Source organism: Moorena sp. SIO2C4 (assembly GCF_010672485.1).
Lineage (GTDB): Bacteria > Cyanobacteriota > Cyanobacteriia > Cyanobacteriales > Coleofasciculaceae > Moorena > Moorena producens.
Window position 1 is genome coordinate 1 of the sequence record NZ_JAAHGN010000028.1, and the last position, 23,383, is coordinate 23,383.

Consider the following 23,383-nt stretch of genomic DNA (forward strand, 5'->3'; position numbering starts at 1 on the left):
CTTAAACCTACTTTCCCCATTGGCTACTGCATCAAGAATCCTAGGGTGGGCAGTGCCTACCAACCCCCTTGGCAAGCTTCATTATCTGTCTGATGCACTGCCCACCCTACATCAACTTAAACCTACCTTCCCCATTGGCTACTGCATCAAGAATCCTAGGGTGGGCAGTGCCTACCAACCCCCTTGGCAAGCTTCATTATCTGTCTGATGCACTGCCCACCCTACATCAACTTAAACCTACTTTCTGACTCGCCCTTTGCATCAAGAAAGAAAAAATTTGAGGGTTGACCCTCAACCCTCAAGTCTCAACTTTGAACAAATATAATCTATAAAACGGAGAGGGGGAGATTCGAACTCCCGGAGCCTTTCGGCTCGCTCGATTTCAAGTCGAGTGCAATCGACCACTCTGCCACCTCTCCTGGCAAATCTATATTAACAATCCGTGGGCTCGGATGGCGACCATCTATACAAAGTTTTATACCACCAACGCTTCAGAAGTCTCGTAAAGCAATTCTTTAGATACTACTGAGTAATCCTTACCCACCCAGACCAGGGAGACTTGATCCACTATACCGCCTTTGAGAGACACTATCGAAAAATTCCGCAATCGGTCTGTATCAGTTTCGATAATTCGAGGCACACTGGCTGCATTTAAGTATACAGTCCCTTCCGGACTAGTAACAATCATTGTTCGTAGTCGGTCTTTGGTGTGCTTTAGGATGTGGTGCATATGACCAAAGGTGACTAAGGGAATGTTTTTACCCAAGGAATAGGTTTTTGCGATCGCATCTTCCAAATCCGGGTCCCCATGATCACCACCAGCAGGATACCAGTCTTTCCCACAGGGAGCTTCTGCTTGATCACCTAGTCCCGTCGGACCATTATGACCGATCAAGATTACCGTTTCGTAAGCCGCACTACGCACTGCTGCTAAAATGCGCTCCACTGATTCAGAAAAGCTATTAATCCCATACTGTTCCCTGTAAAACTTCTTATTCCGCCAACTCTGCCCGCCCCAACTGTAAGGGCGAGCACCAACTACAGAGAGATTTAAATCTGGGAAGTCAAGGTAACCATAACCCACATGGGTTGACCCCAGTAGGTTCAACTGTTGCTGTACCCTATCTTCTACTTCATGGTCATAAGGACACTTTTTCCTTCCCCATTCCGAGGCAGTATACCAAGCATCATGGTTTCCCATAATCACTGCCTTGGGTAGGTCAATAGCAGCAATCATCTGGACTATATCCACCGCCTCATTGCCGAAATCCCCGACAAATAAGACCAGATCCACACCCAACTGCTCAAGAGCTATAGCATCTTCCGCTTCCCACAGTTGATGAATGTCTCCAACAACAGAAATTTGGATTGATTGTTTTTGATGAATGGTCATACTTGTCTTACTATCGCCCCTTTTCCAGCATAAAGGCAAAAGGGCCAACAGTAATATGAAATCCAAAAAAGAATACTACATATCACCCTATTATCCCATTATCCCATTATTCCATTATTCCATCACCCCTTTGCACAGAGCTTGTTTATGAGCATCCGGATCGAGCAGCTGATGGCTGAAGAATAGATTAAGTGTAACTTTCCTTGAGGAGTGTCTAACGGTACTGAGGTATTCGTGATGGCTGATCTGAAACTATTGGCAAATTCTACCGTCTCTACTCTCTGTCCCCCCTTAGGGCTGTTTAATCTGCTCAATAGTATCTAGTCTAATGGGCAGATAGGGGAAATAGCTCAGATCACGGAGATCAGAAATACTTTATTCTTCCATTGTTCCATTCTTCGCCACCTTCGGCCTATTCCTCTCCTTGCTGTGAAGCACCATGAATAACACTTTCACAGGAAACATCAACGTAAGCGGTTAGTAAGAAGCGTATGTCTAGACTAGCGTTTAGCCCAGGGGCAGGACCAGAACAGTTAATCAATGGACGTTATCAAGTTATTGACATCCTTAACCGTGTGAGCTGGGGTCAAACTTATATTGCGGTAGACACTTACCGACCGGGAAATCCCCAATGTATTGTTAGACAATTCCGTCCTGTTAGTGATGACCCTGACTGCTGGCAAGCTGCAAAAGATATATTTCGTCGTGAAACTAAAATTTTGGAGATTATCTGTCAGCATGACCAAGTTGCCCAAATTTTAGATTGCCTAGAAATTGACCATAGCTTCTACATAGTTCAAGATTTCATCCCTGGACGACCCCTGAGTGAGGAACTCAATCAACCTTGGAGTGAAAGCAGATTGATTACTCTGCTACAAGAGGTTTTAGAAATTTTGGCATTTGTCCATCGCCAAGGGGTGATTCATGGTGATATCAAGCCAGACAATCTGATCCGACGATCAGACGATAGCAAGTTAGTTTTAACTGACTTTAGCGGTATTAAGCAGGTGCGGACACCATTAGTTGGTGTTCAATTTAGTGCCATAGCGGCTTTGGGCGCATTCGGGTATATACCAACAGAGCAGGTTCTGGGTAAACCTCGTCCCTGTAGTGACCTATATGCTGTAGGGATGATTGGCATTGAGGCACTCACAGGACTCAAACCCATACAGCTAGAAGAAGACCCATTAACCGGAGAAGCCCTTTGGCAGGACTACGCCACAGTCACTAAAGATTTCGCTGCCATTATTCAGCAGATGGTGCGCTATTACTTCAAAGACCGTTACCAGTCTGCTGATCAGGTTTTGGAGGCACTCCATTCCTTAACTAGTTCTAAACCATCTATAAACTTACCAATGTCCCCAGCACCACCAACATCCCCAAACCCCTACAAAGAAAAAACTGACGATACTCTGCTTGAGCCAATTGAACCAGAGACTCTTCAAACCGAGGAAACAGAGGAAACAGAGGAAACAGAGGAAACAGAGGAAACTTATTTTCCCTCTGTGCCTACTATTCCTAAAAGAAGGGCTAGTGGACTTAATCTCACCGCAATCGGAGTTTCCACATATCTAGCCTTATTAGTCGTAGCTGGAGGCTACTTTTTACTCAAGACTCCCAACCAGGCAGAAACTAAGCTAGCACAGGCTGAGCAAAAGTACCAGGAAGGAGATTTAGAAGCAGCACTGAACCTGGTAAAATCGATTCCGGAAGATAGTGAAGACTATCAGGATGCTCAAAATGCGATCGCTCAGTGGCAAAAGGATTGGAAAGATGCCAAAGCCCTATTCCCCCTCATCAAAACCGCCTTTGACCAACAGAAGTGGCTAGAGGTAGTTGAGCAGGCTAGTCAGATTCCTAATATTGTCTTCTGGCAACAGCAAATAGAACCTATGGTCAGCCAAGCTCAAGCCAATCTTGAGAAGGAAGCTTACCAGTTACTAGAGCAAGCTTACAACCAGGCTATCGAGAGAGACTTTACTGGTGCACTCAACACATTTAAACAAATCCCAAAGGGAACAAAAGCCTACGCTACAATTCAAGAAAAAGTTCCTGAGTACACTCAAAAGCGAAACATCAAAGCGAACTTTCTTCTTCAGCAGGCTTACAATCGAGCCGCTCAGCAAGACTTTACCGGTGCATTGGTATATTTGAAAAAAATTCCTAAACATACCGATGCCTATGCTAAGGCTCAGTCAAAAATTGTTGACTATACCGCTAAGCAAGAAATTAGGGCTAACTATCTATTAAAGATGGCTGATAATCAAGCTGTTTTGAACAACTACACTAAGGCTTTGGATTATTTGAGACAAATTCCTGAAGGTACCTCCGCCTATGCCAGAGCTCAAGCCAAAATTCAGCAATATACTCGATAAGCTGTTGTGCCTTTCAACTGTCTATTATTGAAATCAAATAAAGAAGATATATCCCAGTGTCCTTTTGCCTTAAGCTATCAGCTAATAGCTGATAGCTTACCTGTTTTACCCTACAGTAGTTAATTGATATTTTCTACTAGCCACTAACCTGTTGCGGCGATTCATTCCTACTTCTATCATAGCAGGCCTTTCTCTGTTCACTACTTCGGTAAATTTGCCGGAATTAGCCATAACTTGTCTACCTGGTGCGTAAGCTTCAATCACATTACCGCTCACAGCACACATCACCATTAAATAGTCACAAACTGGGCATTCAGTTTTGGTGACCTGATCTCCAGCACAAGCATAATGTGATGCTTGAGAACCGATTAAGTAGTGACGTTGAGCCATATTCCCACAGTTTGGACATCGCACTGATTGAGTTGTCTCCATTGCCGATTCTCCTCATTTACATGTCATTGCTTGAAGGAAATAAGTCAGAATTTAACTCATAATTCAGAAAGTTTTTTAAATTTTTCTGTTTTTAATTAACCCTGAAGTTGCTTTTCAAGGGCGGCAGTAAATTTTTCATAGGGAACAACTCCTACAATATTTTCTACCACCTCACCGCCCTTAAAAATCAGCACAGCAGGAATACTGCGTATCCTGTATTTTTTGGCAGTAGCTTTGTCGGCATCAATATCGATTTTTACGACCTGAACGCGATCTTTGTAGTCTTCAGCAAGTTGTTCCATGAAAGGACTAATCTTACGACATGGACCACACCAAGGGGCTGTAAAATCCACGACTACTGGCCCTTCATAGGTTAAAATTGAATCAAATTCACTGTCTTTGATGTAAGGCACTGTACTCATGATATACTCCTTAAATTTTTGAAAACTACCACAAACTTATAGTCAAGGATCAACGGTCAATGATCAACATAGTTACCACTTTTATCTTCCCTTAAAAAGAGGGGCGGTTAATCGGTTTGAATAGCTGTAATAACCAGGATGGCTAAGGCTATAGTTTGGTTTACCATAGTTGTATGAAGTTGCTTGATGCATTAAGTTATGGCTGCTGAGGAATTAGAAAGGGATAGCCTGATCGAAAGGCTAAACCAAGGTAGACAAGCGAAGGCAACTATGGGTGGCTATGCAGGTTATGGTTCACCGGCCTTCGGTCAACGGGCCCTAAATGGTGAGTTGGTGGATGATCCCCAAGAACAGCATGTAATTGAGTTAATTCGCCGTCACCATAAATCGGGTAAGTCATTACAACAAATCGCTAACTGGCTCAATCAGCATGGCTATACAACCAAGCGTGGTCAGCAGTGGAAACGGATCTCGGTTAAGCGGGTTTTAGACCGGCTATACGGTAGAACCCCTAGGGTGTCTAGTTTGCCTCAAAACCCCAGTCAAGGAAACTTAAAAGAGTAAGCTCCAAGCTGGTAAAGTAGTTAGAACACCTTCAACACAAAGTTAGATAAGCCAGAGAACCTGATCGGACAATTCCATCGGACAATTCCATCGGACAATTCCATCGGACAATCCCATCGGACAATTGCCAAGCTAGGTCAGCAATGCCTAATTATTTGCCCCTAAGCCCACATGGTTAAAGTCCCAGGTAACCTGGCAACCTCTGAAAGCCAAAAGCTATGTCATATAAGGGTTAAAGATGATTTTGCTGTAACATCTATTTATTATAGACCTTTATACAAGTTATGTGCATATTATTTCTATATTTGCGGGATTTTTCCGTAACATCCCTCTAAAAAAACCCAGGCTCAGTAAATACACCAGCGCCATAGTTTTAAGCGGTTGGCGGCGGTCGTAGGTCATGGAAGTTCACCCATCAAATTAACTATGCAACTTAACGATCGACTTATCTGCGCCCCAACCCTAGAAGAAGCAATTGACCATCAGCCTTTGATCGTTGCTCCTGACACCCTTCTAATCGACATAATTGCTTTGATGAGTCAGGAGCGAGGCAAAAGTTGTTCATTGCCCAATTTCCACTCACCATCAGACCAGCTCAGCATTCGTGAGCCACGGTCTAGCTGCGTTTTGGTAATGGACTCAGACCAGTTGCTGGGAATCTTTACTGAGCGCGATATTGTCCGGCTGACGGCTAATGGCATTAACTTTCAAGAGGTAACAGTAGCTGAGGTCATGGCACAGCCGGTGATTACGTTTCCTCAAACTGCTTGTCGGGATATCTTTGCCGCCTTATTTATATTTCGTCGGTTTCGGATTCGCCACTTACCAATTGTGGATGATCATGGTCAGCTAGTGGGTGTTGTCTCACCAGAGCGAATTCGCCAGGTATTGCGACCAGCCAATCTGCTCAAGTTACGGCGGGTATCAGAAGTGATGACCCCCCAGGTGGTTAATGCCCTTCCAACTGTCTCAGTATTGAGTTTAGCCCGACTCATGAATAAGCACCGAGTTAGTTGTGTGGTCATTACCTCCGACCATGGAGAGGATAACTGTATGCCAGTGGGGATTGTCACAGAGCGGGATATTGTCCAATTTCAGTCTCTGAAGCTGAATTTGTCTAAAGTCCAGGCTCAGGATGTGATGAGTACACCTCTATTTCTGCTGAGTCCTGAGGATTCTCTATGGACAGCTCATCAGGAAATGCAAAAGCGTCGTGTGCGGCGATTGGTGGTGTCTTGGAATTGGGGTAAAGAAATTGGTATTGTCACCCAAACAACCCTGCTGCGAGTGTTTGACCCAATGGAAATGTATGGGATTGTGGAGACATTGCAGCAAACCGTTGAGCAATTAGACCCAGCCAAAGAATCCGTGAACAAATCCCACAAAGCCATTCCCCCTGGTGAAGAATCTGGGGAGGTGGCAGAAAATGCGATCGCTTTATCAGGAGATAGGTTTAATCATAAATCAGAGCCACCCAACACAGACCAAAACACAGACCAAAACAGAGAACTAACAGTGATTTTGTCACAACCCATAGAGGGTCAAGCATTAAATACTTCCCAACAGTGTGAGGCTTTCAAATACCCCAAAAGTAAATTGGGTACCACTCAAGATTATCAACTGTGTATCCTGCTCAACACTATTCAAGCTATTCTAGAAAACCTAGCTGACCACTCTACCCTATCATCAGAATTACGTCAAAGCCAGCTTAAGTCAGCCTTAGATAATCTTGATAAAATGCGAGAGCTAATACAGAAAGCCCAAAACCAGTCTTGTCAGGATCAGGTCTTGGTAGATCAGCTAGGTACTTCTAGCAGTTAAGCTAATCCAGATTTAAGGGGCATATTTGACTTGGTCTGAATTTGTTGAAGGGTGTTCGCCGTAGGCGTCCCTTGTTGGGTAGGTTAACGGTTAACAAAAACTAATTGGAATTCCTTTAGTGCTGGTAAAAAGTTTTTGTTTTCATGACTAGGGCGCGTCAGTTTAATCAGGGCAAAACGTTGGATAGGAGTTAGTGCTGCCCACTGTTGAGTAGTTACTACAACTCCAAATTCCATAGCTTTTTCCGCCACGGTAGATGGAATTACCTGAGAATTCATCCAGGGAGCTTGGGGGTCAACAGGTAAATTAGAAGCCGGTTTTCCTGTATAGTTTATAACTAGGTGTTGAACATAGTCTCCATACTTTTGGATTGACTCAGTCGTAGTGCAGGGTATCTCTACCAGTTGTTGACGCTCGTGTTGATTAAACTGATGCCAGTGGCTCAGGTTAAGTTTGATGCCGCAAGTATCTAATTTCATCCGCACTTGCATAGGAATGCACCGTAAAGAATCCACAAAATCCGTTTCAAATTGGAAAAAATTAGTCATAGTCTTCTCAATCTTATTCATTAATGAAGTTTTCTTGTGCTAGTACTGCGGATAATCCAGTAACTAATTGATAGAGATATAATGGCAATTGCTAATCCAATTACCTGGCTTCCAGAAGTTTTTTCCAGGTCAAGAATAATGATTTTACGGGCAACGGCAATTAAAGACGTAACAACAACTAACTCAAGTTGAATAACATGTTTTCGCAGATAAGCGGTTATATTCTCTAAAATTTCTAGTGCAATGAGAATATTTAGAAACAGTCCAAATATTTTGAAAAGTGTTTTGCTCAAAACTATTGCTTCTGGATTGGTTATTTCTTTAACTAGTGAGATAACTAGGCTTCTAAGTGCAACCAATATTACCACCACCATCACCAAAGAGAGAACTTTGGAAACAAAACCCTCGAACAGATTTAGCCCGTATAAAAAATTCTCATCTTTGCCTGCATTTCTAAGTTTTTGGAAGAGTTGTCTTAACCGCCTCATAGGAATAGGTTAGTAAAAATACAGATGATGGTTGATTTTAACACTTCGACGGGGTATAAACGGAACAGATGAGTCAATGTTGTGGTTGCCTTTCCCTGATGCCACCCCCAGGGTAAGCGCCAGAAAAAATTGCCCATAATGTGCATTGGCTGGATATCGGTTGATCGTGGCTCGAAACCCCTATAATCTCGTAGAACTTGATTCTCAATAGAGTTTAATAGTTGATAATGAACCCAGTTTTTTCTCAATAAGCTACAGCTTATTGATTCTTGCGCTTACCCTGATGCCACCCCCCTTGTTCAACTATCACAATCTCTATGACGTCATAAAGCCAAGACGATCGGCAAGAGGGAGGGCGTTGCTGATTCATGCAATGATTGAAGGTAATTGGGAATTGGGAATTGGGAATTGGTCACTGACCCGACTACACTTGACGGAGTTCCTTAGTTCAGTAACCCTAGAGGGAGAATAGACCCGAAGAGGGGACAGAGGGGGCAGATTGACCATGATATTTGTCACAAAAATTTACATTGGGGGTGGAGCAAGATTTAGTAAACATATAGTAAAGATTTGATTAAAGTTATCTTTAAGTTGAGCAGGGTGACATATAGGTCCTAGATTTCCTTCTCAGCTTACTCAAGATTACGTGAAGATTGTGTGAAATTTGCGTAAATTTGGTAATTTTGTGAAGAAAATATGAACAAAATGTGAATGTAGAAAAGAAATGTGAGTTTTCGCTTGACAATTACCCCTTGAATTTACTAGATTTCCTTTTGTAGATGAACAAAGTTTCAGGTTCAAGATCATCGGCGTGAAATATAACTTCATCAACCTGACAGCCAAACCAATCCAATTTTGGATTTGTCTTTTTTGAAAGAATCAAAGAGGGTAACTATGCTCAAGAAGCTTGATTTTATTGTTTCAGCTCACTCGGCCAGCTTTTTGAATAGAACTTGTAACTACTTCAGGTTAGACGCCATCGCCGTTATGGAGCTAAGGCTGAGTAGATATACTCAAATCGTTCAGCTCAGCAGTTAGCCACACAGAAACTCTAGATAAAAACTCTATAATATTGGTAAATTCAGGTGCTCATCTGTTTCGGTGTCTAGGTGTTTGGGGATTTACTCCAGACAACATAAAATTTTTCTGTCTAAAGACAGAGGAATTTAAAGAGGGTTTGTATTTTTTGTTGTTGTAACTGGCCTGAAATAGGATCAATATTTCACGCTCATCTGCGCTTACTCTATGTAGGCAAGCCTCTGGTATTGTGAAAAATTAGGTGTAACATTAGGTGTCACAACAGCATCAACTTTGAAAAAATCATCCGACAGACTCATGAACATACCATTAGGAAAGCGGAAGCCATCGCCGCGTTCTCTAATCCAGCTTTTTACTAAGAGGTTTTCAGGGGTGCTTAGCAAATTGAACCTAAAAGCAGTAGGTTTAAATCCCACTGACGACCCTAGCCATAGCTGGCAGTGCTGTGGGTTAACTATCTCGAACCGATTGCTGAGGGTTCTTACATCTGACACCTCCGACACTGGTGTTGGCACTGAAGGCATTGAACACGATAGCAGCTTCCGGAATGATGTGCTATCGTCAAACGTATCAGTCTCGGTGGGAGCAAAAAAGGGGGCAATCAGCTTACTGCAAGGGATGTTCAATCTCCTGAAAGTATTTTGTGACATAACTGCAATCACTGAGCTGCCCACATTACAAGGGACTCATATGGGGCTGATTGGGAAAACTCAACCCCACTGGCAAGTATTTAGATTGGTAATCGATCTCAAACTCAAGTCGGTTCTACTCCAGCAGTTGTTAAATCGATTGTGGCCAATGATCATGGTGGAATATGTTGAGTGAGTGAGCCTCAACATATTCCACCGATTAATCCTTGGGTTGAGAGTTTGTTATTGTCCCCCACGCTAGTTTGTAGTAGCTTAAGTGTTTATACAAAGCGTGTTTATACAAAGTTTAGACAAACAACTATGAGCTAAAAGCCCATAGTCAGCTACGTGGTTCAATTGCAATAATCCAAAACCTGTTCCAAGGCTTAATTATTACCCCGGTGAACTGGCAACTTCCCTTTGCCAGTTGGGTATAGACCATTACATGATGTCGTTAATTCTGGGTGACTACCATGGCCAAAAAATTACTCTCAATAACTAGTAGACCATCAACTAGTAGAACATCTCAACCAACGTCAACCTCTACGAGCTCTGAACAAGTCATGAATAATGAGCAGCTTAACCAGGTCGTAGAAGCTATCATCGCGGGCAAGTATTCTTGGGCTTGTGTGTTAGTTCTGCGTTTTTCTGGTTACAACCCCCTCCATTACATCCCTTACCGAACCTACAATCGCTTAATCAAAGAAAATAGTCAATCTGGTAAGCATCCAGTTGGCAAAACCCCTGTCTCACAATCACAGGTTGTTAGTAAGGTCTAGTCAGGGTTAGGGAAAGTTGGGAGATTCATCAAGTCTGAAGTTAACCACCTGCCTAGGTCAGTTTGATTGATTATTGATGCAGAGCCTAGTTTTCAACGTCTTCCCGTTTAATCTGTTGAACTGCACTCGCATCAACCGCACTATCTGCTTAGATCTAGCTGACATCTATTGGCTTGATGAGCTGGCTGATGACTTGACCTCCTATCTCCCTTTCCCCAACCCTTATGGGTTTACTTTACACCAGATGCTCTAGGGGGAATTTAAAGTTTCGATGAAGTTTACTTAAAGTATTTGTGAATTTTTTGTGAATTATTGGTAACTAGCCGGTTAATGACTTGACAAAAACTAAGTTATTAGATAAATAAATGTAGTTCATTATAAATGGTTAATTGTAAATGGTTAATTGTTAAAAATCAATTTTCAATGTTTAACATATGAAGAATATAATCAGGGATTCAGCAGAGCCTAGTAAACCACCGTCTTCTATCAACCCAGACCCTGCTAGCAATTTATCAGTGGTGCTTCAAAGCTTGACCCTAGACTCAGTCGATCCAAAGCTCAACTACGAATTTAGTCAATCATTTGACCTTGATCACTTCCAGCTAGGGGATAAAATCCTTGCCTATACTAAACCAGAGCTATCCCAAGATTCTGTTGAGATTGAACAAGATCACCAATATCTTTACCTAGTTTGTCAGGGTCGGGTACGACTACTAGGCTTTGATGCTGAAAAACAGCGGGAGGTTTCCATACAGGTACTCGAAGAAGGGGAAACTTTTGGTGCCTATGATCTCTTAGGTAGTCTATCCTATCCTTACAGAGCGATCGCAGCGAGTTCAGGACAAGTTGCTCGTATTTCCCTAAATCAACTCTTGCCTTGGTTGGAACGGTTGCCAAAGTGGTCGGAAATCCTGGGGAAACAAGCCCAGCACCGGCAATGCCTAATTTTCTTCAAGACTTTGACCAATTTGCGATCGCTTAACGGTGTTACCCTAAATCAACTGTTGCCCTACATCGTAGAAACACGCATTGAGGCTGGGGAGTCTCTGGTGTCCTCTTCCCAAGCTGGTCATTGCTGGCTACGTAGTGGTCAAATGGGAACGCCAGAAGGAACAGAGGCAAATTCCTCTGCTCCATTTCCTAGCATCGGAGAAAGTTGGGGATATCCGATGCCAGTACCCACAGATTGGATTGCCCAAACTGATGTATTGCTTTACCAGCTGCCTCAAGAGCATTGGCAAGCGGCTTGCGCGATCGCACCAGTTTTGGCTAACTCCACCGAGTCACCGGATCAGGAGAACAGGCAAAGTGCTAAAAATGGTGACGGTAAATCTCCATCGGATCAAGGCGTAGTTAACAAGACCCATACTCCGTCACCACATGCAAACCAGACTAGAGCACGACCGACTCGGCGAGTTTTAGAAACTCCTAAGCAACAAACGCCCCTTGAACCCAGTCAGTCAGAAAGCTTTGATTTTCCCAAACCAGCAAAGCCGGGTGGGAGATTCCTAAGGTTTTGGCAGCGCTATCCTTTTATTGAGCAGCAAGCTTCTTCTGATTGTGGTGCTGCCTGCTTAGCCATGATTGGGCAGTATTGGGGCAAACGCTTTGCTCTCAACTCCCTGCGGGAACTGGCGGGAGTGGGTCGTTCTGGTTCATCCCTCAAAGGTTTAGCTAAAGCAGCGGAAAGTTTAGGGTTTCAAGCTAGTCCAGTCAGGGCTTCTTTAGGTCGCTTAGCGGATCGGAGTAATCCTTGGATTGCTCACTGGCAAGGAGATCACTATATTGTTGTCTACCAGGTAAAGGGTAATAAGGTACTCGTTGCCGATCCAGCAGTGGGGAAGCGATCGCTTGCTCGCAAAGACTTTCTCCAAAGTTGGACTGGGTATGCCATGCTATTGGATCCAACTCCCCAACTAGCAATTACTCCCAGCGACAAACGTTCTTTAGGGCCGTTTTGGGGATTGCTATGGCCCCATCGCTCAGTCCTGCTGCAAATTATCTTGGCTACCCTCATCCTTCAGGTTTTTGGTCTGATTACTCCCTTATTTACCCAGATCATTCTTGACCGGGTGATTATTAACAGAAGCCTTGTCACTCTCAATGTCTTCTCCATTGGTCTAATCATCTTTGGCCTTTGGACGATTGGGGTTAGTCTCACCAGACGCTACTTGCTGGACTACTTTTCCAATCGGCTTAGTCTCACCTTCGTCAGTGGCTTCATTAACCATACCCTGACCTTACCCCTGAAGTTTTTTGAATCCCGCCAGGTGGGGGATATCCTGACCCGAATTCAGGAAACTGGAAAAATTCAGGGTTTTATAACTCAGCAAGCGATTGCGACTTGGCTAGATGTGGTGATGGTGTTTGTCTATATTGGACTAATGCTCTACTACAATTGGCGCTTAACCTTGCTGGTGCTGGCAACGATTTTCCCCATCGCCATCTTGACTGTGATTGCCAGTCCCTTTCTACGCCAGGTGTCCAGGGAAATCTTTAAAGAAGCAGCCCAACAAAATTCTATGTTAGTGGAAATGATGTCAGGGGTTGCTACTGTGAAAACGGCGGCTTCGGAACAAGAAGTGCGCTGGCGCTGGGAAGATCGCCTCACCAATCAGTTGAATGTACAATTTAAAGGTAGAAACCTGGCTAACGGGTTAGGGTCAATTAGTTCTCTAATTAATACTCTCAGCAGCACCGCTTTGCTTTGGTTTGGCGCTAGCTTAGTAATTAATGAGCAGCTTACTATCGGTCAGTATGTCGCGTTTAATATGCTCATTGGCCGAGTCACTGGTCCGATTTTGGCTCTAGTGAATCTTTGGGATGAGTTTCAAGAAATCTTGGTGTCTGTAGAACGGCTTAATGATGTCTTATCTGCTAAGCCAGAGGAGAATCCTCAAGAACCAATGTTGGTTCTACCTGAGATTAAGGGTGATGTAATATTGGAAGATGTTACCTTCCGATACTCCGAGGATGAGGATCGCAATATCCTACAGAATATTTCCCTACAGATTAGGGCTGGAGAAACCATTGCTCTAGTGGGGCGCAGTGGCTCTGGCAAGAGTACCTTGGTGAAGCTACTGCAAGGTCTCTATCATCCGACTAATGGTCGTATTTTGATAGATGGACACGATATCCGCCATATTTCCCCCCAATCTTTGCGTTCTCAAATGGGTGTGGTACCCCAAGAATGTTTCTTGTTCTCGGGGACAATTGTCGAAAATATCACTCTCTACCGACCGGATTTCAGCCTGGATGAAGCCGTAGAGGTAGCCAAACTAGCAGAAGCTCATGCTTTTATTCAAGGTATGACTTTGGGATATAATACAAAAGTAGGAGAGCGAGGCTCTACCCTTTCTGGTGGACAGCGACAAAGGATTGCCATAGCCCGAGCCCTATTGGGCAACCCCAAGATTCTGATTCTGGATGAAGCGACTAGCTCCCTAGATACAGAATCCGAGCGCCGCTTTCAACAAAACTTAGCTCGCATTAGTCGCGATCGCACTACCTTCATCATCGCCCACCGCCTCTCTACAGTGCGCAATGCTGACTGCATCCTTGTCCTAGACCGAGGTGTTCTGGTCGAGAAAGGCAACCATCAGGAACTCATGGATCGTCAAGGTCTTTACTATCATCTAGCACAGCAGCAGCTAGATCTTTAATAGATCGTTAACAAGTGCTCATTAGTCATTAGTTATTAGTTATTAGTTATTTAGTCATTAGTCATTTGTAAATCCCCATAGACCCTGGTTAGTCACAAAGGACTAATGACTAAGAAAATTTGAAGCTACCTATGACTATATCAAACTATGTAAAAATTTGCCAATTTGGCAACACAGTCATGTGAAAAGGACTAATGACTAATGACTAATAATTAATGAAATTTGAAGCTAGCTATCACTATGTCAAGCTTTGTAAAAAGCTGCCAAAAATCTGCCAATTTAGCAACATACTCAGATGAAATTGATCTTTTATCAGAAAAGTGGAAAAGCCCTGTGTGAATATAAGGGGATGAAAACGTGTTCAGATATGGCTCCACACCCATTTCGTAACCACCGTTTAGAATCCCCTGAGAATTCTCCATGACGCACACTCACCGGAGAGTTTAATTCCAATTCCTTTGTTTAATTCATTCCCATGCACCCCACTAAAGGTGAGACGCAGGTAACTTGGAGAGCCTAACCCTAGGGTCAGTCCTGCTCAAGTCCACACCTCACAGCGTGCTCAGGCAATAGGTTTGACCGACCGACGGCTACTTAAAGGGGAAGGGTTTAAGTTCTGATCTCGGGGTGCATTGAAGCTATCTGAAAAAGGGGCAAGTAGAGTCAGGTAATGCCAAAGATTTCGGCCTGCCCAACAATACCAAACTCACCCCGGGAAGCTAAGGGCAGCACGAGAATTGGTCGCTTTCTTTCCCAAAACATTGGTCATTTCCCTAAAATGTTAATTTAGCGTGATCTACCACCATGACACAAGCAAAACCAATCAACTCCCCACCTGAGGCGGCTACGAGTCGTCAGGGTAACGTCGTTTTAATGCCATCAGGTCGCCTGAGACCTGATTATGACCAAGAGCCAGGCTCACCCAGCACAGAGGTAGGAAGCAATACTGCCAATGCTCCTAGTACGTCCAAATGGTCAACCTCGATACAAACTACCCTCGACCAGCCTCCGGCGAACCTTCCCCGGCTCTTGATGTTGGGTGGATTAAGCTTCTGTACGATATTTGTGGCTTGGGCAACGTTTGGGCAGATTGATGAAGTCGGTAAAGCTCATGGAAGCTTAGTGCCAAAAGGCGACGTTTATAAAGTTGACCCGATTGAGCCAGGCAAGATTGCTAGTATTAAGGTCAAAGAAGGGCAAGCGGTTAAAGCTGGGGAAGTCTTGGTGGAACTGGATACAGAGCTTGCCACTCAGGAAGTAGAACGTTTAGAGAAAGTTCTTAATGCAGACCGGATTAGGTTAGTTCAGATGCAAGGACTGCTTGAAAGAACCCGTCTAGAAGTAGAAACTCGTGAGCAGATTACCCAAGCAGAAGTTCAAGCACAACAAGCTTCGATCGCACGAGCACAAGCTAGTGCATCGGCAATTAGACAACAAATCATTCAACATCAGTTAGCTAAAGCTGCTAATCGCGAACGATTACAACGGATGAAGCTGGTGCAGGCGACAGCCCAAGAACTGCTCCAGCAACGGCGGGCTAATGTAGTGGCTCTCAAGGAACGACTCGATAACCTTAAGCCTCTGTTGGCAGAAGGAGCAATCTCGAAAGAACAGGTATTTCAAGCAGAACAAAGCTTTCGTGCTAGCCAAAGTGCTGTTACCGAAAGCAAACTGCAAGAGGGTTTGAGTACTCGCGAACAGATCTTTCAAGCTCAGCAAAGTATACGCGATCGCGAAGCGGCGACTAGCCAAAGCCGAGGTGAGCTACAACAAACTTTAGCAGAAATTAAGCGACTAGAGGCAGAATTAGAGCATCGGCAAGCAACGGGACGCACCACTCGCCTGGAAGCACAGCAGAAAATTCAACAGTTGGAAGTGGAACTGACCCAAATCAAAGCTAGAATTTCTGAAAATGAAACCCTGGTTACTACTGCTAAAACCAGGCTCAAACAGAAGTTTCTCAAAGCGCCAGTGGATGGGATAATATCTTCCCTCAACATTGGTAATGCTGGTGAAGTCGTGCAACCGGGACGTAGCATCGCCGAAATCGCTCCTCAAGGTGCCCCCTTAGTGCTATCCGCAAGTTTGCCTACTCGCGAGGCAGGGTTTATTAACGAAGGAATGGCGGTGCAAGTGAAATTTGATGCCTATCCCTATCAGGATTACGGCATCATCAAAGGCACGGTGATTTCCATCTCTTCCGATGCTAAAGCCGATCAAGTAATGGGTTCAGTCTATAAGGTGAAAGTGTCCCTCGACCGTGACTATGTGATTGAAGAGGATGAAATCATCCGGTTTAAGGCTGGTCAAACCGCCAATGCTGACATCATCATCCGCCGCCGTCGGATTATCGATTTCTTATTGGATCCGATGCGACAACTGCAAAAAAGCGGCATCGATCTATAGTGCTCTGTTCTCAAATCACTTTCATCACTGACTGATCGTTTTCCGTTGACGGTTAACAGTTGACCGTTAATTTTTAGTAGTCAACTTGCTAGTAATTCCTTGAAATCTGCAAGTTAACTGCACCCCAGCTTATAAACTATTGACCTTTAGACTTACAGGATAAGAAATAACCATGACCTATCGTATTCCTTCTGCCAATACCAAGCTCGACAAAATGATGGATATTGATAAGTTTAGCGAGATCGAGGAAGCCATCCTTGATGGCAAATATTCTTGGGCTTGTGTGTTAATGCTACGCTTGGCAGGCCATAACCCCCTAGACTACATGCCTTCTAGAACCTACAGCCGCTTGCTCAAACAAAACCGGGACATGATCTTACAGAAGCAAGCTAGTATGATGACCAATAGCAATAAAGTCTTGAATGCACGGCAGCGTTTGAGCCAGATCAAAGATCTGGCTTATGTAGAGACCCTTGGCAAGAAAACTTCACAGGTCCACGGTGGCGATCAAGAACAGTGCTTAATCACTGAACTGGAAGAAGAGGAATCCATCCTCAAGAAGTTAACCGATTATTTACGGCAAGACTGTTTGGTTTCCCTGTGGTGAGCAGGTATAATCATTTTCCTACCCATCCTCCTTGTCATTACCAGCCACTGCTTACCACCACACCAGATCAGACTAAGCCTGTGGTCAAAGTAATTCATTAATAACCGCCTTGTCCATTAGGTGCGCTTTTCGTTGGCGAATTAAATTCGCCACGGGTCGCACCTGTTGATGGACGAGGCGTTTTTTTATCTGATCACAGACCGGAATGAAACAGCCCTAGTAAAAACAGCCCTAGTACTCTGTCAATTTAGTTTTGAGGGTGAGGGCTAGGTGGCACGGTTAATGGTTAAGCGGGCCTAATCTAAGGGTTTAAGCGTGGCTAATCCCTAGTTAACCTAAGTTCGACGTAACCCTGAAAGCCTTAATCTAGCCTAGTTGCCCAACCCTTGTATTCCTTAGTCTTTCCTCAAGCGATCGCTTATATCGAACTCAGGTTATACCAATTCTTAGCGCTCACACGGCTACACATTATTAATTTCATCTCCCCATCTCCCCATCTCCCCATCTCCCGATCTCCCCACACGCCCCCTCTCCTCACACTTCCCACACTCCCTGCTCCCTGCTCCCTGTTCCGGTGATCCGCTGTTCCCTTTGCTATTAACTAATGACTGGACATAGCACGGACTTTAGCACTTACTTTAGTTGTGGGAGGATTCAACCATCAATCTCAAGCCAAAGTGGCGTTCATATTTTTAATTAGATTTGATATAATAACCGGTTCATTACTAATAATTTACTTCACTAAAACCCCATCAACCTTACCCATCTCTTTGAACTAATTCAGAATCGGTTACTAGTCACTCTTTAGTTGTGGGAGGAGTCAAGCATCAATCTCAAGCCAAAGTGGCGTTCATTTTTTTTTATATTAGATATAATGACCAGTTTATTCCTAAGAATTTACTTGACTAAAACCCCAGAAATATTACCAATCTATTTGAACTAATCCAGAATTGGTTACTGCTGACTACATCCTTTTAGTAAATCCAGTGATTTTCAAAAAATAAAAGCTTGAAGCCAAATTGGCGAGACATGCCTAGGGGAATATGGATATAGTTATATCAACAGCTAAAACAAAGCTGCTCCACAGAAATAAAATCAACAACAAAGAAGGAGAAAATCAATGCTTATTTCTGACTTAAACCATCTAGAATCCGTTGAGGCTAGCCAAGTTCAAGGTGGTACTACTATTGCTGGAATCCAATTCGACAACAATGTCACCAGCGTTTTCAACACCACCAGCACCATCACCGAAACTGAAGTTTTCAATACCAGCATTACTTCTAGCGTAGACATTAATGGTATTACCGCTTCAGGTGGTACTACATCTGAAGGTTCTAGCGATCAAGGTAATAACGTTGCTACTAAGCAAGAAAGCGTCTTCATCACTATTGAGCAAGGTGGCGTAACTGGTTCCAAGTCTGTAGGTCTTGGCTTCTCTGGAATCAGCCGTTAGTAATTAATCACGAAAAGTTTCTGATTAATTAGTTTCTAAACCTCGATTCATCATCAACAACCAACAAGGAGAAAATCAATGCTTATTTCTGACTTAAATCATCTAGAATCCGTTGAGGCTAGCCAAGTTCAAGGTGGTACTACTATTGCTGGAATCACATTCAACAACAATGTCACCAGCGTTTTCAACACCACCAGCACCATCACCGAAACTGAAGTTTTCGATACCAGCATTACCTCTAGCGTAGACATTAATGGTATTACCGCTTCAGGTGGTACTACATCTGAAGGTTCTAGCGATGCAGGTAATAACGTTGCTACTAAGCAAGAAAGCGTCTTCATCACTATTGAGCAAGGTGGAGTAACTGGTTCCAAGTCCGTAGGTATTGGCTTCTCTGGAATCAGCCGTCATTAATTAATCAGGACAAGTTACTAATTAAGTAATTTGTAAACCTCGATTCATTATTCAGGGTAAACGCATCTTATTTTGAAATGCCTACTGGATATGAGATTCATATGATAAGTATTTTAACTTATTAAGTTTGAAATCTTTTCTGAGTAACGTTTCTATAATTTAGATGGGTTTGCCCATTATTAACAATAAAAAAGGAGAAAATCAATGCTTATTTCTGATCTAAACCATCTAGAATCCGTTGACGCTAGCCAAGTTCAAGGTGGTACTACTATTGCTGGAATCACATTCAACAACAATGTCACCAGCGTTTTCAACACCACCAGCACCATCACCGAAACTGAAGTTTTCAATACCAGCATTATCTCTCGTGTAGACATTAATGGTATTACCGCTTCAGGTGGTGTTACATCTGAAGCTTCTAGCGATAAAGGTAATAACGTTGCTACTAAGCAAGAAAGCGTCTTCATCACTATTGAGCAAGGTGGAGTAACTGGTTCCAAGTCTGTAGGTATTGGCTTCTCTGCTATCAGCCGTTAGTACTTAATCAGGAACTTTTTGTGATTAAGTAATTTGTAAACCTGGGTGTATTCATATCCTAATATAATGCATTAAATTCAATTCTATATCAAGATTATTGCACTCATTTTTAGGTGTAAGTCATTCATTTTGATGACTTCAAAATACTAAAGTATCAGTAGTTATATCAAACCGGAACTCAATAGGTTAATTGCCAAATTAGCGAGACAAACATTTTGAACTTTGATAGTTTAATTGAAGTGTCAAACAAGCAGTTTTATTAAAAAACAAAAAGGAGAGAAATAAATAATGATTATTTCTGATCTAAATCATTTAGAAACTATTGCTGAAGACCCCAAAGTTGTGGGTGGATATGGCTACTACCAACCTTACTTCCCTTTCGGATTTAACAAATTTATCAACGTCGGTATTGACATTGAAGAGAACGTAGCTACGATTGATGGCCGCGCACAAGCCTTTGGTGAGAAGACCTTCACTAACGTCACTGGCAGTACTACCACTACTGAGCATGGTTCTCAATCTACCCTAAGTACAATATCTGTTAGTTCTTCTAAGAATAAGAAGCATTATTACTAAAACGGCTTAGAGTAATCCTTGAGACTTAAGGCTATCAATGCTGCGGAAAGATGAAGCAAAAATCAGTAACATCTTTCCGCAGCATTAATCACAATGGGAGCATCCCATTTTTGTGAATTGGTAGTGGAAGCATTTTGCTTGTGGTTAGTAAAATAAGGACGTAATTGGTAGTGGGAGCATCTTGCTCGGTACTTACAGAAAACGGTGCTCCCAATTTATCATTTTTAGTTGCTTTTATATTTAGTTGCTTTTAGATGCTCCCGATCACAATTAAGCATTAGCTAATTTTACCAGGAGAATCATTCATGAAAATTGCTCAATTAGAATATTTTGAGCTACAGGCAACAGACCACCCTATTTTAGGTGGTTTTGTTTTTACTACTGCTGAAGCCTTCGCTGGTCCTGGCATTGGTGCCACTAATGCTCAGGCCGATGCGTTAGCTCAGCATACCGATACTTCCGTAGAAAGCTTTATCCATGTAGACGAGTTCTTTTCTGAAGCTAGGGCAAAAGCTGAGGCTAGGGCTAGGGATCGTCATTACTGGGGTTATTCTGTCCATGATCCCTTTGGGATTTATCGTTTGATTGGATAACTCAACAAATATATAGCAGTTATCAATTCGGTGAGGTACTTTGCTTATCCTTTTAAGGCAATAGGCAAGCTAGCAATAGGTAAGCTAGCAATAGTAACAAGGGTTTTAAGGGCTCCATCGCTTTTCTGATAATGTTTTTGTCAATTATCGTCCACTGATTCCAAGTTACCCGATCCGAATATTCCTGATCCGAAGTTCCCGATTTATGCAAAAAAATTAGTGAATTTTTCAATAATTAAAATGTTTTTAACTCGTTCCATTAGTAACAAAGGAGTTTAACGATTATGTTTGATCACTTTCGGTTATGGGAGTTACCTGGCTCATTTACAACCATGAACGGTAGTCATTCTGCAATTATATCTGTATCGGAAGTAAATTCTGAGGCAGCAAGTACTATGAGTAATGCCATGAGCATGGATCCTAAGGGAAACATGGCTACGAGTGCAGTGCAAGCATCTGCTAATAAAGCCACAAACACTGCGGGTATTGTTGAAGCTAGGGCTGGTACTGATAACTTCTCAGTACCTGATATTCAGGAAGCTTTTTTCACGAGGACTAACTTTTTTAGCAGATACTTCTAAAGCTATCAGCTTAATAAAATCTAGTTTCTGTGTGCTGGCTTCAAAACGGGGATTGAGGGGCGAGGTGTTTTGATTGAGGGATAAGTCTCAACTTTGATTTTTGCTGGCAAATACTCCGCCCTCAATTTGGCAAATTGGCAAAATTTAGGAATTGCTTTTTGTATGATGATAAGAGTCAGACAGTTAACTCAGCTGACTCTGACCAAGACTGTAAGTAGTTCCAGTTATAGTTCATAATCGGGTGTAATGGTTGACCTTTCCAAAGCATCGGTGACTCCAGAGGAAATTATGTACTCCTTGAAAAAGGAGATGCATCTGAAGGGCATCTGTCAAAAAGTTTTGTATCAACGAGTTATCAATAAAGCGGCTCAAGAAAGAGGGATAACAGTCACACCAGAAGACGTGCAAGCTCAGGCGGATGAGATCCGTTATGCCAATCGTTTGGAAAAGGCAGCAGAAACATTGGCCTGGCTGGCAGATCAGATGGTGACAGCAGAGGATTGGGAAGCGGGAATTAGCGATCGCTTGCTTGCCCAAAAGCTTGCTGAGTCCTTATTTTATAAAGATGTGGAAAAAAGCTTTGCTCAAAATCGACTGGACTTTGAGCAAGTTTTGGTTTATCAAATTCTGGTGGATTCTGAGGAAATTGCTCAGGAGCTTTTCTATCAGATTGAGGAAGGAGAAATCAGTTTTTATGAAGCTGCTCATTTCTATGATATAGACCCAGAAAGGCAGCGACGGTGTGGCTATGAAGGAAAGTTGCCTCGTTGGAGTTTTAAGCCTGAGATAGCTGCCCTTATCTTTAGTGTTCAGCCAGGAGAAGTGACTCATCCCCTGCAAACCGAACAAGGATATCATCTTTTCTTAGTTGAAGAATTTATTCCAGCTGAATTAACCGAAGAAAAGTCTAAAGAAATTTTACAGAGTATGTTTCAAGAGTGGCTCAATAGTGAAGTTAACTATATGATCCATAGTGAAATTAGTACCATCAATACTGGGGAATAATCCCAATGCTATTAATGGTTTTAGAGAGCAGGGAGCTTCGGAGCAGAGAGCAGGGGTAAGTAAATTTAATTTACCTCATAACTAAAATAACTAACGAAAATTACTAACTAGAGTGATGTAACCATGAGACGTTCCCAGACAATCAGAAAATGGATAGTTTCAGCAGATGGTACGGTTGTAGTCCAAGCCGAAAGTACAGCAACTGCCTCTGGGGATGAAGCAACCATTATTCAAGAGGTTACTGTCAAAAGAGACTAGAGTGGCAGAATTTATAGCAGAAGTTCATCCTCTTGCTATGCTTCTTATAGTAAGTAGTTTACCTATAGCATTTCTAAATCAATTATACAAAATAATTACCGTTTTTGACCTTGTCTTGAGTAAGCATTTAGCTATCAGGTTTGGGCCTGTGACCACGCTACTTGAGGTGCTATCAGCTTTGGGTCTGTGGCCAACGGCTGACGGCTGACTGCTGAATGCTTACCAAAATCTAATGCATATAATAGTACAACTCCAGTCTCAAAATAAACATGGGGGAGCAACCCAAAAAACAGGGGAGAGCGACCCAAATAGCCAGCCTCAAAATAAACAGGCGGTAGGAATTTTAATTACTTTTTGACTGCCACTTTTTGACTGCCACTAAAGACAGTTGTTTAGATCAGCACATCTATGTTTAAGAACTTGAGGAACATTTTCCGAGTTCCACTCTCGCCCAGAAATTTTTAGTCTTCGATCAATTTGCTTTACTGTAGATTCATACACGATCCCAGGCAATGGAGCAAATTTCCTGAAGTTTATAGTAACTATAATTAATAATTCGAGTTCGATGACTTTCTAGATAGTTACAAAAATTAGTTGCTTGTTTTTTCTTTAAAAGAGATATTAACTCAATAGTTTCGGTTCTTCAGTACCTACTATGCTAAATTTATAGTTTACCCCCCCCCCGAAAAGCTTACTGTGTAAGGGTTATGAGGCTATTTAACCATAAATTTTTCCCATATAGCTGCCTCTTCCTCCTGCTCCGAAGTCCCTGCTCCGAACGCGCCCCGCGTGGCCTACGGCC

The 23,383-nt window shown here is 42.8% G+C and carries 22 protein-coding genes, 1 tRNA gene and 3 pseudogenes; 19 read left to right on the forward strand and 7 right to left on the reverse strand.

Translation table 11 applies throughout. The annotated features are described in order from the left end of the window. On the forward strand, positions 1-208 hold a 208-nt coding region (locus tag F6K20_RS03200; protein ID WP_287293694.1), incomplete at its 5' end, for a hypothetical protein. Positions 209-334: 126 nt separating this feature from the next. Here the strand turns inward: F6K20_RS03200 and F6K20_RS03205 are convergent. Beyond that, positions 335-419: transfer RNA gene (locus tag F6K20_RS03205), tRNA-Ser, on the reverse strand. A gap of 56 nt (positions 420-475) precedes the next feature. After that, on the reverse strand, positions 476-1,393 hold the full coding sequence (locus F6K20_RS03210) for a TIGR04168 family protein (protein ID WP_008191118.1): 918 nt from the start codon (positions 1,391-1,393) through the stop codon (positions 476-478). 491 nt (positions 1,394-1,884) lie between these two features. On the opposite strand from F6K20_RS03210, the gene F6K20_RS03215 reads away from it, so the two are divergent. Next, on the forward strand, positions 1,885-3,768 hold the full coding sequence (locus F6K20_RS03215; protein WP_008191116.1) for a protein kinase domain-containing protein: 1,884 nt from the start codon (positions 1,885-1,887) through the stop codon (positions 3,766-3,768). 105 nt (positions 3,769-3,873) lie between these two features. Here F6K20_RS03215 and F6K20_RS39785 read toward each other — a convergent pair whose 3' ends face one another. Both F6K20_RS39785 and trxA read right to left on the reverse strand, forming a co-directional pair. Then, positions 3,874-4,200 (reverse strand): hypothetical protein, encoded by a 327-nt coding sequence (locus F6K20_RS39785; protein WP_063747961.1) that lies wholly within the window; start codon positions 4,198-4,200, stop codon positions 3,874-3,876. A 95-nt stretch (positions 4,201-4,295) separates the two neighbouring features. Then, entirely contained in the window at positions 4,296-4,622 is a 327-nt protein-coding gene (trxA, locus tag F6K20_RS03225; RefSeq protein WP_008191112.1) for a thioredoxin, read from the reverse strand. Between the two features lie 198 nt (positions 4,623-4,820). On the opposite strand from trxA, the gene F6K20_RS03230 reads away from it, so the two are divergent. Together F6K20_RS03230 and F6K20_RS03235 are read left to right on the forward strand one after the other, a co-directional pair. Beyond that, positions 4,821-5,186 carry a recombinase family protein gene (locus F6K20_RS03230; protein ID WP_287265053.1) on the forward strand — a complete coding sequence of 122 codons (366 nt, stop codon included), beginning with the start codon at positions 4,821-4,823 and terminating at the stop codon, positions 5,184-5,186. 426 nt (positions 5,187-5,612) lie between these two features. After that, positions 5,613-6,539: pseudogene (locus tag F6K20_RS03235) on the forward strand (CBS domain-containing protein); the annotation flags it as partial. A 551-nt stretch (positions 6,540-7,090) separates the two neighbouring features. On the opposite strand, the gene F6K20_RS03240 reads toward F6K20_RS03235, so the two are convergent. Beyond that, positions 7,091-7,555, reverse strand: a complete 465-nt coding sequence (locus tag F6K20_RS03240) for a nitrate reductase associated protein (RefSeq protein ID WP_044495739.1) — start codon at positions 7,553-7,555, stop codon at positions 7,091-7,093. Between the two features lie 20 nt (positions 7,556-7,575). Beyond that, the gene (locus F6K20_RS03245; protein ID WP_008191106.1) at positions 7,576-8,043 is read right to left on the reverse strand and encodes a phosphate-starvation-inducible PsiE family protein; all 468 of its coding nucleotides are present in this window, start codon (positions 8,041-8,043) and stop codon (positions 7,576-7,578) included. Between the two features lie 1,410 nt (positions 8,044-9,453). On the opposite strand from F6K20_RS03245, the gene F6K20_RS03250 reads away from it, so the two are divergent. The 15 genes and pseudogenes from F6K20_RS03250 (at position 9,454) to F6K20_RS03320 (ending at position 22,789) form a co-directional block, all read left to right on the forward strand. Continuing rightward, positions 9,454-9,906: a hypothetical protein gene (locus tag F6K20_RS03250; RefSeq protein WP_008191104.1), complete on the forward strand. Its 453-nt coding sequence runs from the start codon at positions 9,454-9,456 to the stop codon at positions 9,904-9,906. Positions 9,907-10,273: 367 nt separating this feature from the next. Continuing rightward, a pseudogene (locus F6K20_RS40465) lies at positions 10,274-10,426 on the forward strand (HetP family heterocyst commitment protein); the annotation flags it as partial. Positions 10,427-10,565: 139 nt separating this feature from the next. Then, entirely contained in the window at positions 10,566-10,742 is a 177-nt protein-coding gene (locus F6K20_RS03260) for a hypothetical protein (RefSeq protein ID WP_008191101.1), read from the forward strand. 181 nt (positions 10,743-10,923) lie between these two features. Continuing rightward, positions 10,924-14,151 (forward strand): peptide cleavage/export ABC transporter, encoded by a 3,228-nt coding sequence (locus tag F6K20_RS03265; RefSeq protein WP_287248996.1) that lies wholly within the window; start codon positions 10,924-10,926, stop codon positions 14,149-14,151. An 804-nt stretch (positions 14,152-14,955) separates the two neighbouring features. Continuing rightward, complete coding sequence (locus F6K20_RS03270; protein WP_008191094.1) at positions 14,956-16,557, forward strand: beta-barrel domain-containing protein; 1,602 nt, start codon at positions 14,956-14,958, stop codon at positions 16,555-16,557. A gap of 172 nt (positions 16,558-16,729) precedes the next feature. Further along, the gene (locus tag F6K20_RS03275; RefSeq protein ID WP_008191092.1) at positions 16,730-17,164 is read left to right on the forward strand and encodes a HetP family heterocyst commitment protein; all 435 of its coding nucleotides are present in this window, start codon (positions 16,730-16,732) and stop codon (positions 17,162-17,164) included. A 1,120-nt stretch (positions 17,165-18,284) separates the two neighbouring features. Then, positions 18,285-18,617: a hypothetical protein gene (locus tag F6K20_RS03280; RefSeq protein ID WP_008191090.1), complete on the forward strand. Its 333-nt coding sequence runs from the start codon at positions 18,285-18,287 to the stop codon at positions 18,615-18,617. Positions 18,618-18,695: 78 nt separating this feature from the next. After that, the gene (locus F6K20_RS03285) at positions 18,696-19,031 is read left to right on the forward strand and encodes a hypothetical protein (protein WP_008191088.1); all 336 of its coding nucleotides are present in this window, start codon (positions 18,696-18,698) and stop codon (positions 19,029-19,031) included. Positions 19,032-19,235: 204 nt separating this feature from the next. Further along, entirely contained in the window at positions 19,236-19,568 is a 333-nt protein-coding gene (locus F6K20_RS03290; RefSeq protein WP_008191086.1) for a hypothetical protein, read from the forward strand. A 288-nt stretch (positions 19,569-19,856) separates the two neighbouring features. Beyond that, positions 19,857-20,144, forward strand: coding sequence for a hypothetical protein (locus F6K20_RS03295; protein ID WP_008191084.1), 288 nt, complete (start codon positions 19,857-19,859; stop codon positions 20,142-20,144). Between the two features lie 305 nt (positions 20,145-20,449). Continuing rightward, positions 20,450-20,737, forward strand: a complete 288-nt coding sequence (locus tag F6K20_RS03300) for a hypothetical protein (RefSeq protein ID WP_008191083.1) — start codon at positions 20,450-20,452, stop codon at positions 20,735-20,737. A gap of 284 nt (positions 20,738-21,021) precedes the next feature. After that, positions 21,022-21,318, forward strand: coding sequence for a hypothetical protein (locus tag F6K20_RS03305; protein ID WP_008191080.1), 297 nt, complete (start codon positions 21,022-21,024; stop codon positions 21,316-21,318). Between the two features lie 246 nt (positions 21,319-21,564). Continuing rightward, entirely contained in the window at positions 21,565-22,323 is a 759-nt protein-coding gene (locus F6K20_RS03310) for a foldase protein PrsA (RefSeq protein ID WP_008191078.1), read from the forward strand. A 123-nt stretch (positions 22,324-22,446) separates the two neighbouring features. After that, the gene (locus F6K20_RS03315; RefSeq protein WP_008191076.1) at positions 22,447-22,581 is read left to right on the forward strand and encodes a hypothetical protein; all 135 of its coding nucleotides are present in this window, start codon (positions 22,447-22,449) and stop codon (positions 22,579-22,581) included. A gap of 1 nt (position 22,582) precedes the next feature. Further along, positions 22,583-22,789 (forward strand): hypothetical protein, encoded by a 207-nt coding sequence (locus F6K20_RS03320; protein WP_044495700.1) that lies wholly within the window; start codon positions 22,583-22,585, stop codon positions 22,787-22,789. Positions 22,790-22,959: 170 nt separating this feature from the next. On the opposite strand, the pseudogene F6K20_RS03325 reads toward F6K20_RS03320, so the two are convergent. Continuing rightward, positions 22,960-23,218, reverse strand: a pseudogene (locus F6K20_RS03325) (ISKra4 family transposase); the annotation flags it as partial. Between the last annotated feature and the right edge of the window lie 165 nt (positions 23,219-23,383).

What these genes read in the sequence shown, in the direction of transcription:
- F6K20_RS03295 (WP_008191084.1), top strand. Translation starts at nt 19,857, where the DNA reads ATGATTATTTCTGATCTAAATCATTTAGAAACTATTGCTGAAGACCCC.
- F6K20_RS03315 (WP_008191076.1), top strand. Translation starts at nt 22,447, where the DNA reads ATGAGACGTTCCCAGACAATCAGAAAATGGATAGTTTCAGCAGATGGT.
- F6K20_RS03275 (WP_008191092.1), top strand. Translation starts at nt 16,730, where the DNA reads ATGACCTATCGTATTCCTTCTGCCAATACCAAGCTCGACAAAATGATG.
- F6K20_RS03210 (WP_008191118.1), bottom strand. Translation starts at nt 1,393, where the DNA reads ATGACCATTCATCAAAAACAATCAATCCAAATTTCTGTTGTTGGAGAC.
- F6K20_RS03300 (WP_008191083.1), top strand. Translation starts at nt 20,450, where the DNA reads ATGAAAATTGCTCAATTAGAATATTTTGAGCTACAGGCAACAGACCAC.
- F6K20_RS03230 (WP_287265053.1), top strand. Translation starts at nt 4,821, where the DNA reads ATGGCTGCTGAGGAATTAGAAAGGGATAGCCTGATCGAAAGGCTAAAC.
- F6K20_RS03240 (WP_044495739.1), bottom strand. Translation starts at nt 7,555, where the DNA reads ATGACTAATTTTTTCCAATTTGAAACGGATTTTGTGGATTCTTTACGG.
- F6K20_RS03285 (WP_008191088.1), top strand. Translation starts at nt 18,696, where the DNA reads ATGCTTATTTCTGACTTAAATCATCTAGAATCCGTTGAGGCTAGCCAA.
- F6K20_RS03215 (WP_008191116.1), top strand. Translation starts at nt 1,885, where the DNA reads ATGTCTAGACTAGCGTTTAGCCCAGGGGCAGGACCAGAACAGTTAATC.
- F6K20_RS03290 (WP_008191086.1), top strand. Translation starts at nt 19,236, where the DNA reads ATGCTTATTTCTGATCTAAACCATCTAGAATCCGTTGACGCTAGCCAA.
- F6K20_RS03245 (WP_008191106.1), bottom strand. Translation starts at nt 8,043, where the DNA reads ATGAGGCGGTTAAGACAACTCTTCCAAAAACTTAGAAATGCAGGCAAA.
- F6K20_RS03265 (WP_287248996.1), top strand. Translation starts at nt 10,924, where the DNA reads ATGAAGAATATAATCAGGGATTCAGCAGAGCCTAGTAAACCACCGTCT.
- F6K20_RS03310 (WP_008191078.1), top strand. Translation starts at nt 21,565, where the DNA reads ATGGTTGACCTTTCCAAAGCATCGGTGACTCCAGAGGAAATTATGTAC.
- F6K20_RS03280 (WP_008191090.1), top strand. Translation starts at nt 18,285, where the DNA reads ATGCTTATTTCTGACTTAAACCATCTAGAATCCGTTGAGGCTAGCCAA.
- F6K20_RS03270 (WP_008191094.1), top strand. Translation starts at nt 14,956, where the DNA reads ATGACACAAGCAAAACCAATCAACTCCCCACCTGAGGCGGCTACGAGT.
- trxA (WP_008191112.1), bottom strand. Translation starts at nt 4,622, where the DNA reads ATGAGTACAGTGCCTTACATCAAAGACAGTGAATTTGATTCAATTTTA.
- F6K20_RS03260 (WP_008191101.1), top strand. Translation starts at nt 10,566, where the DNA reads ATGCAGAGCCTAGTTTTCAACGTCTTCCCGTTTAATCTGTTGAACTGC.
- F6K20_RS39785 (WP_063747961.1), bottom strand. Translation starts at nt 4,200, where the DNA reads ATGGAGACAACTCAATCAGTGCGATGTCCAAACTGTGGGAATATGGCT.
- F6K20_RS03305 (WP_008191080.1), top strand. Translation starts at nt 21,022, where the DNA reads ATGTTTGATCACTTTCGGTTATGGGAGTTACCTGGCTCATTTACAACC.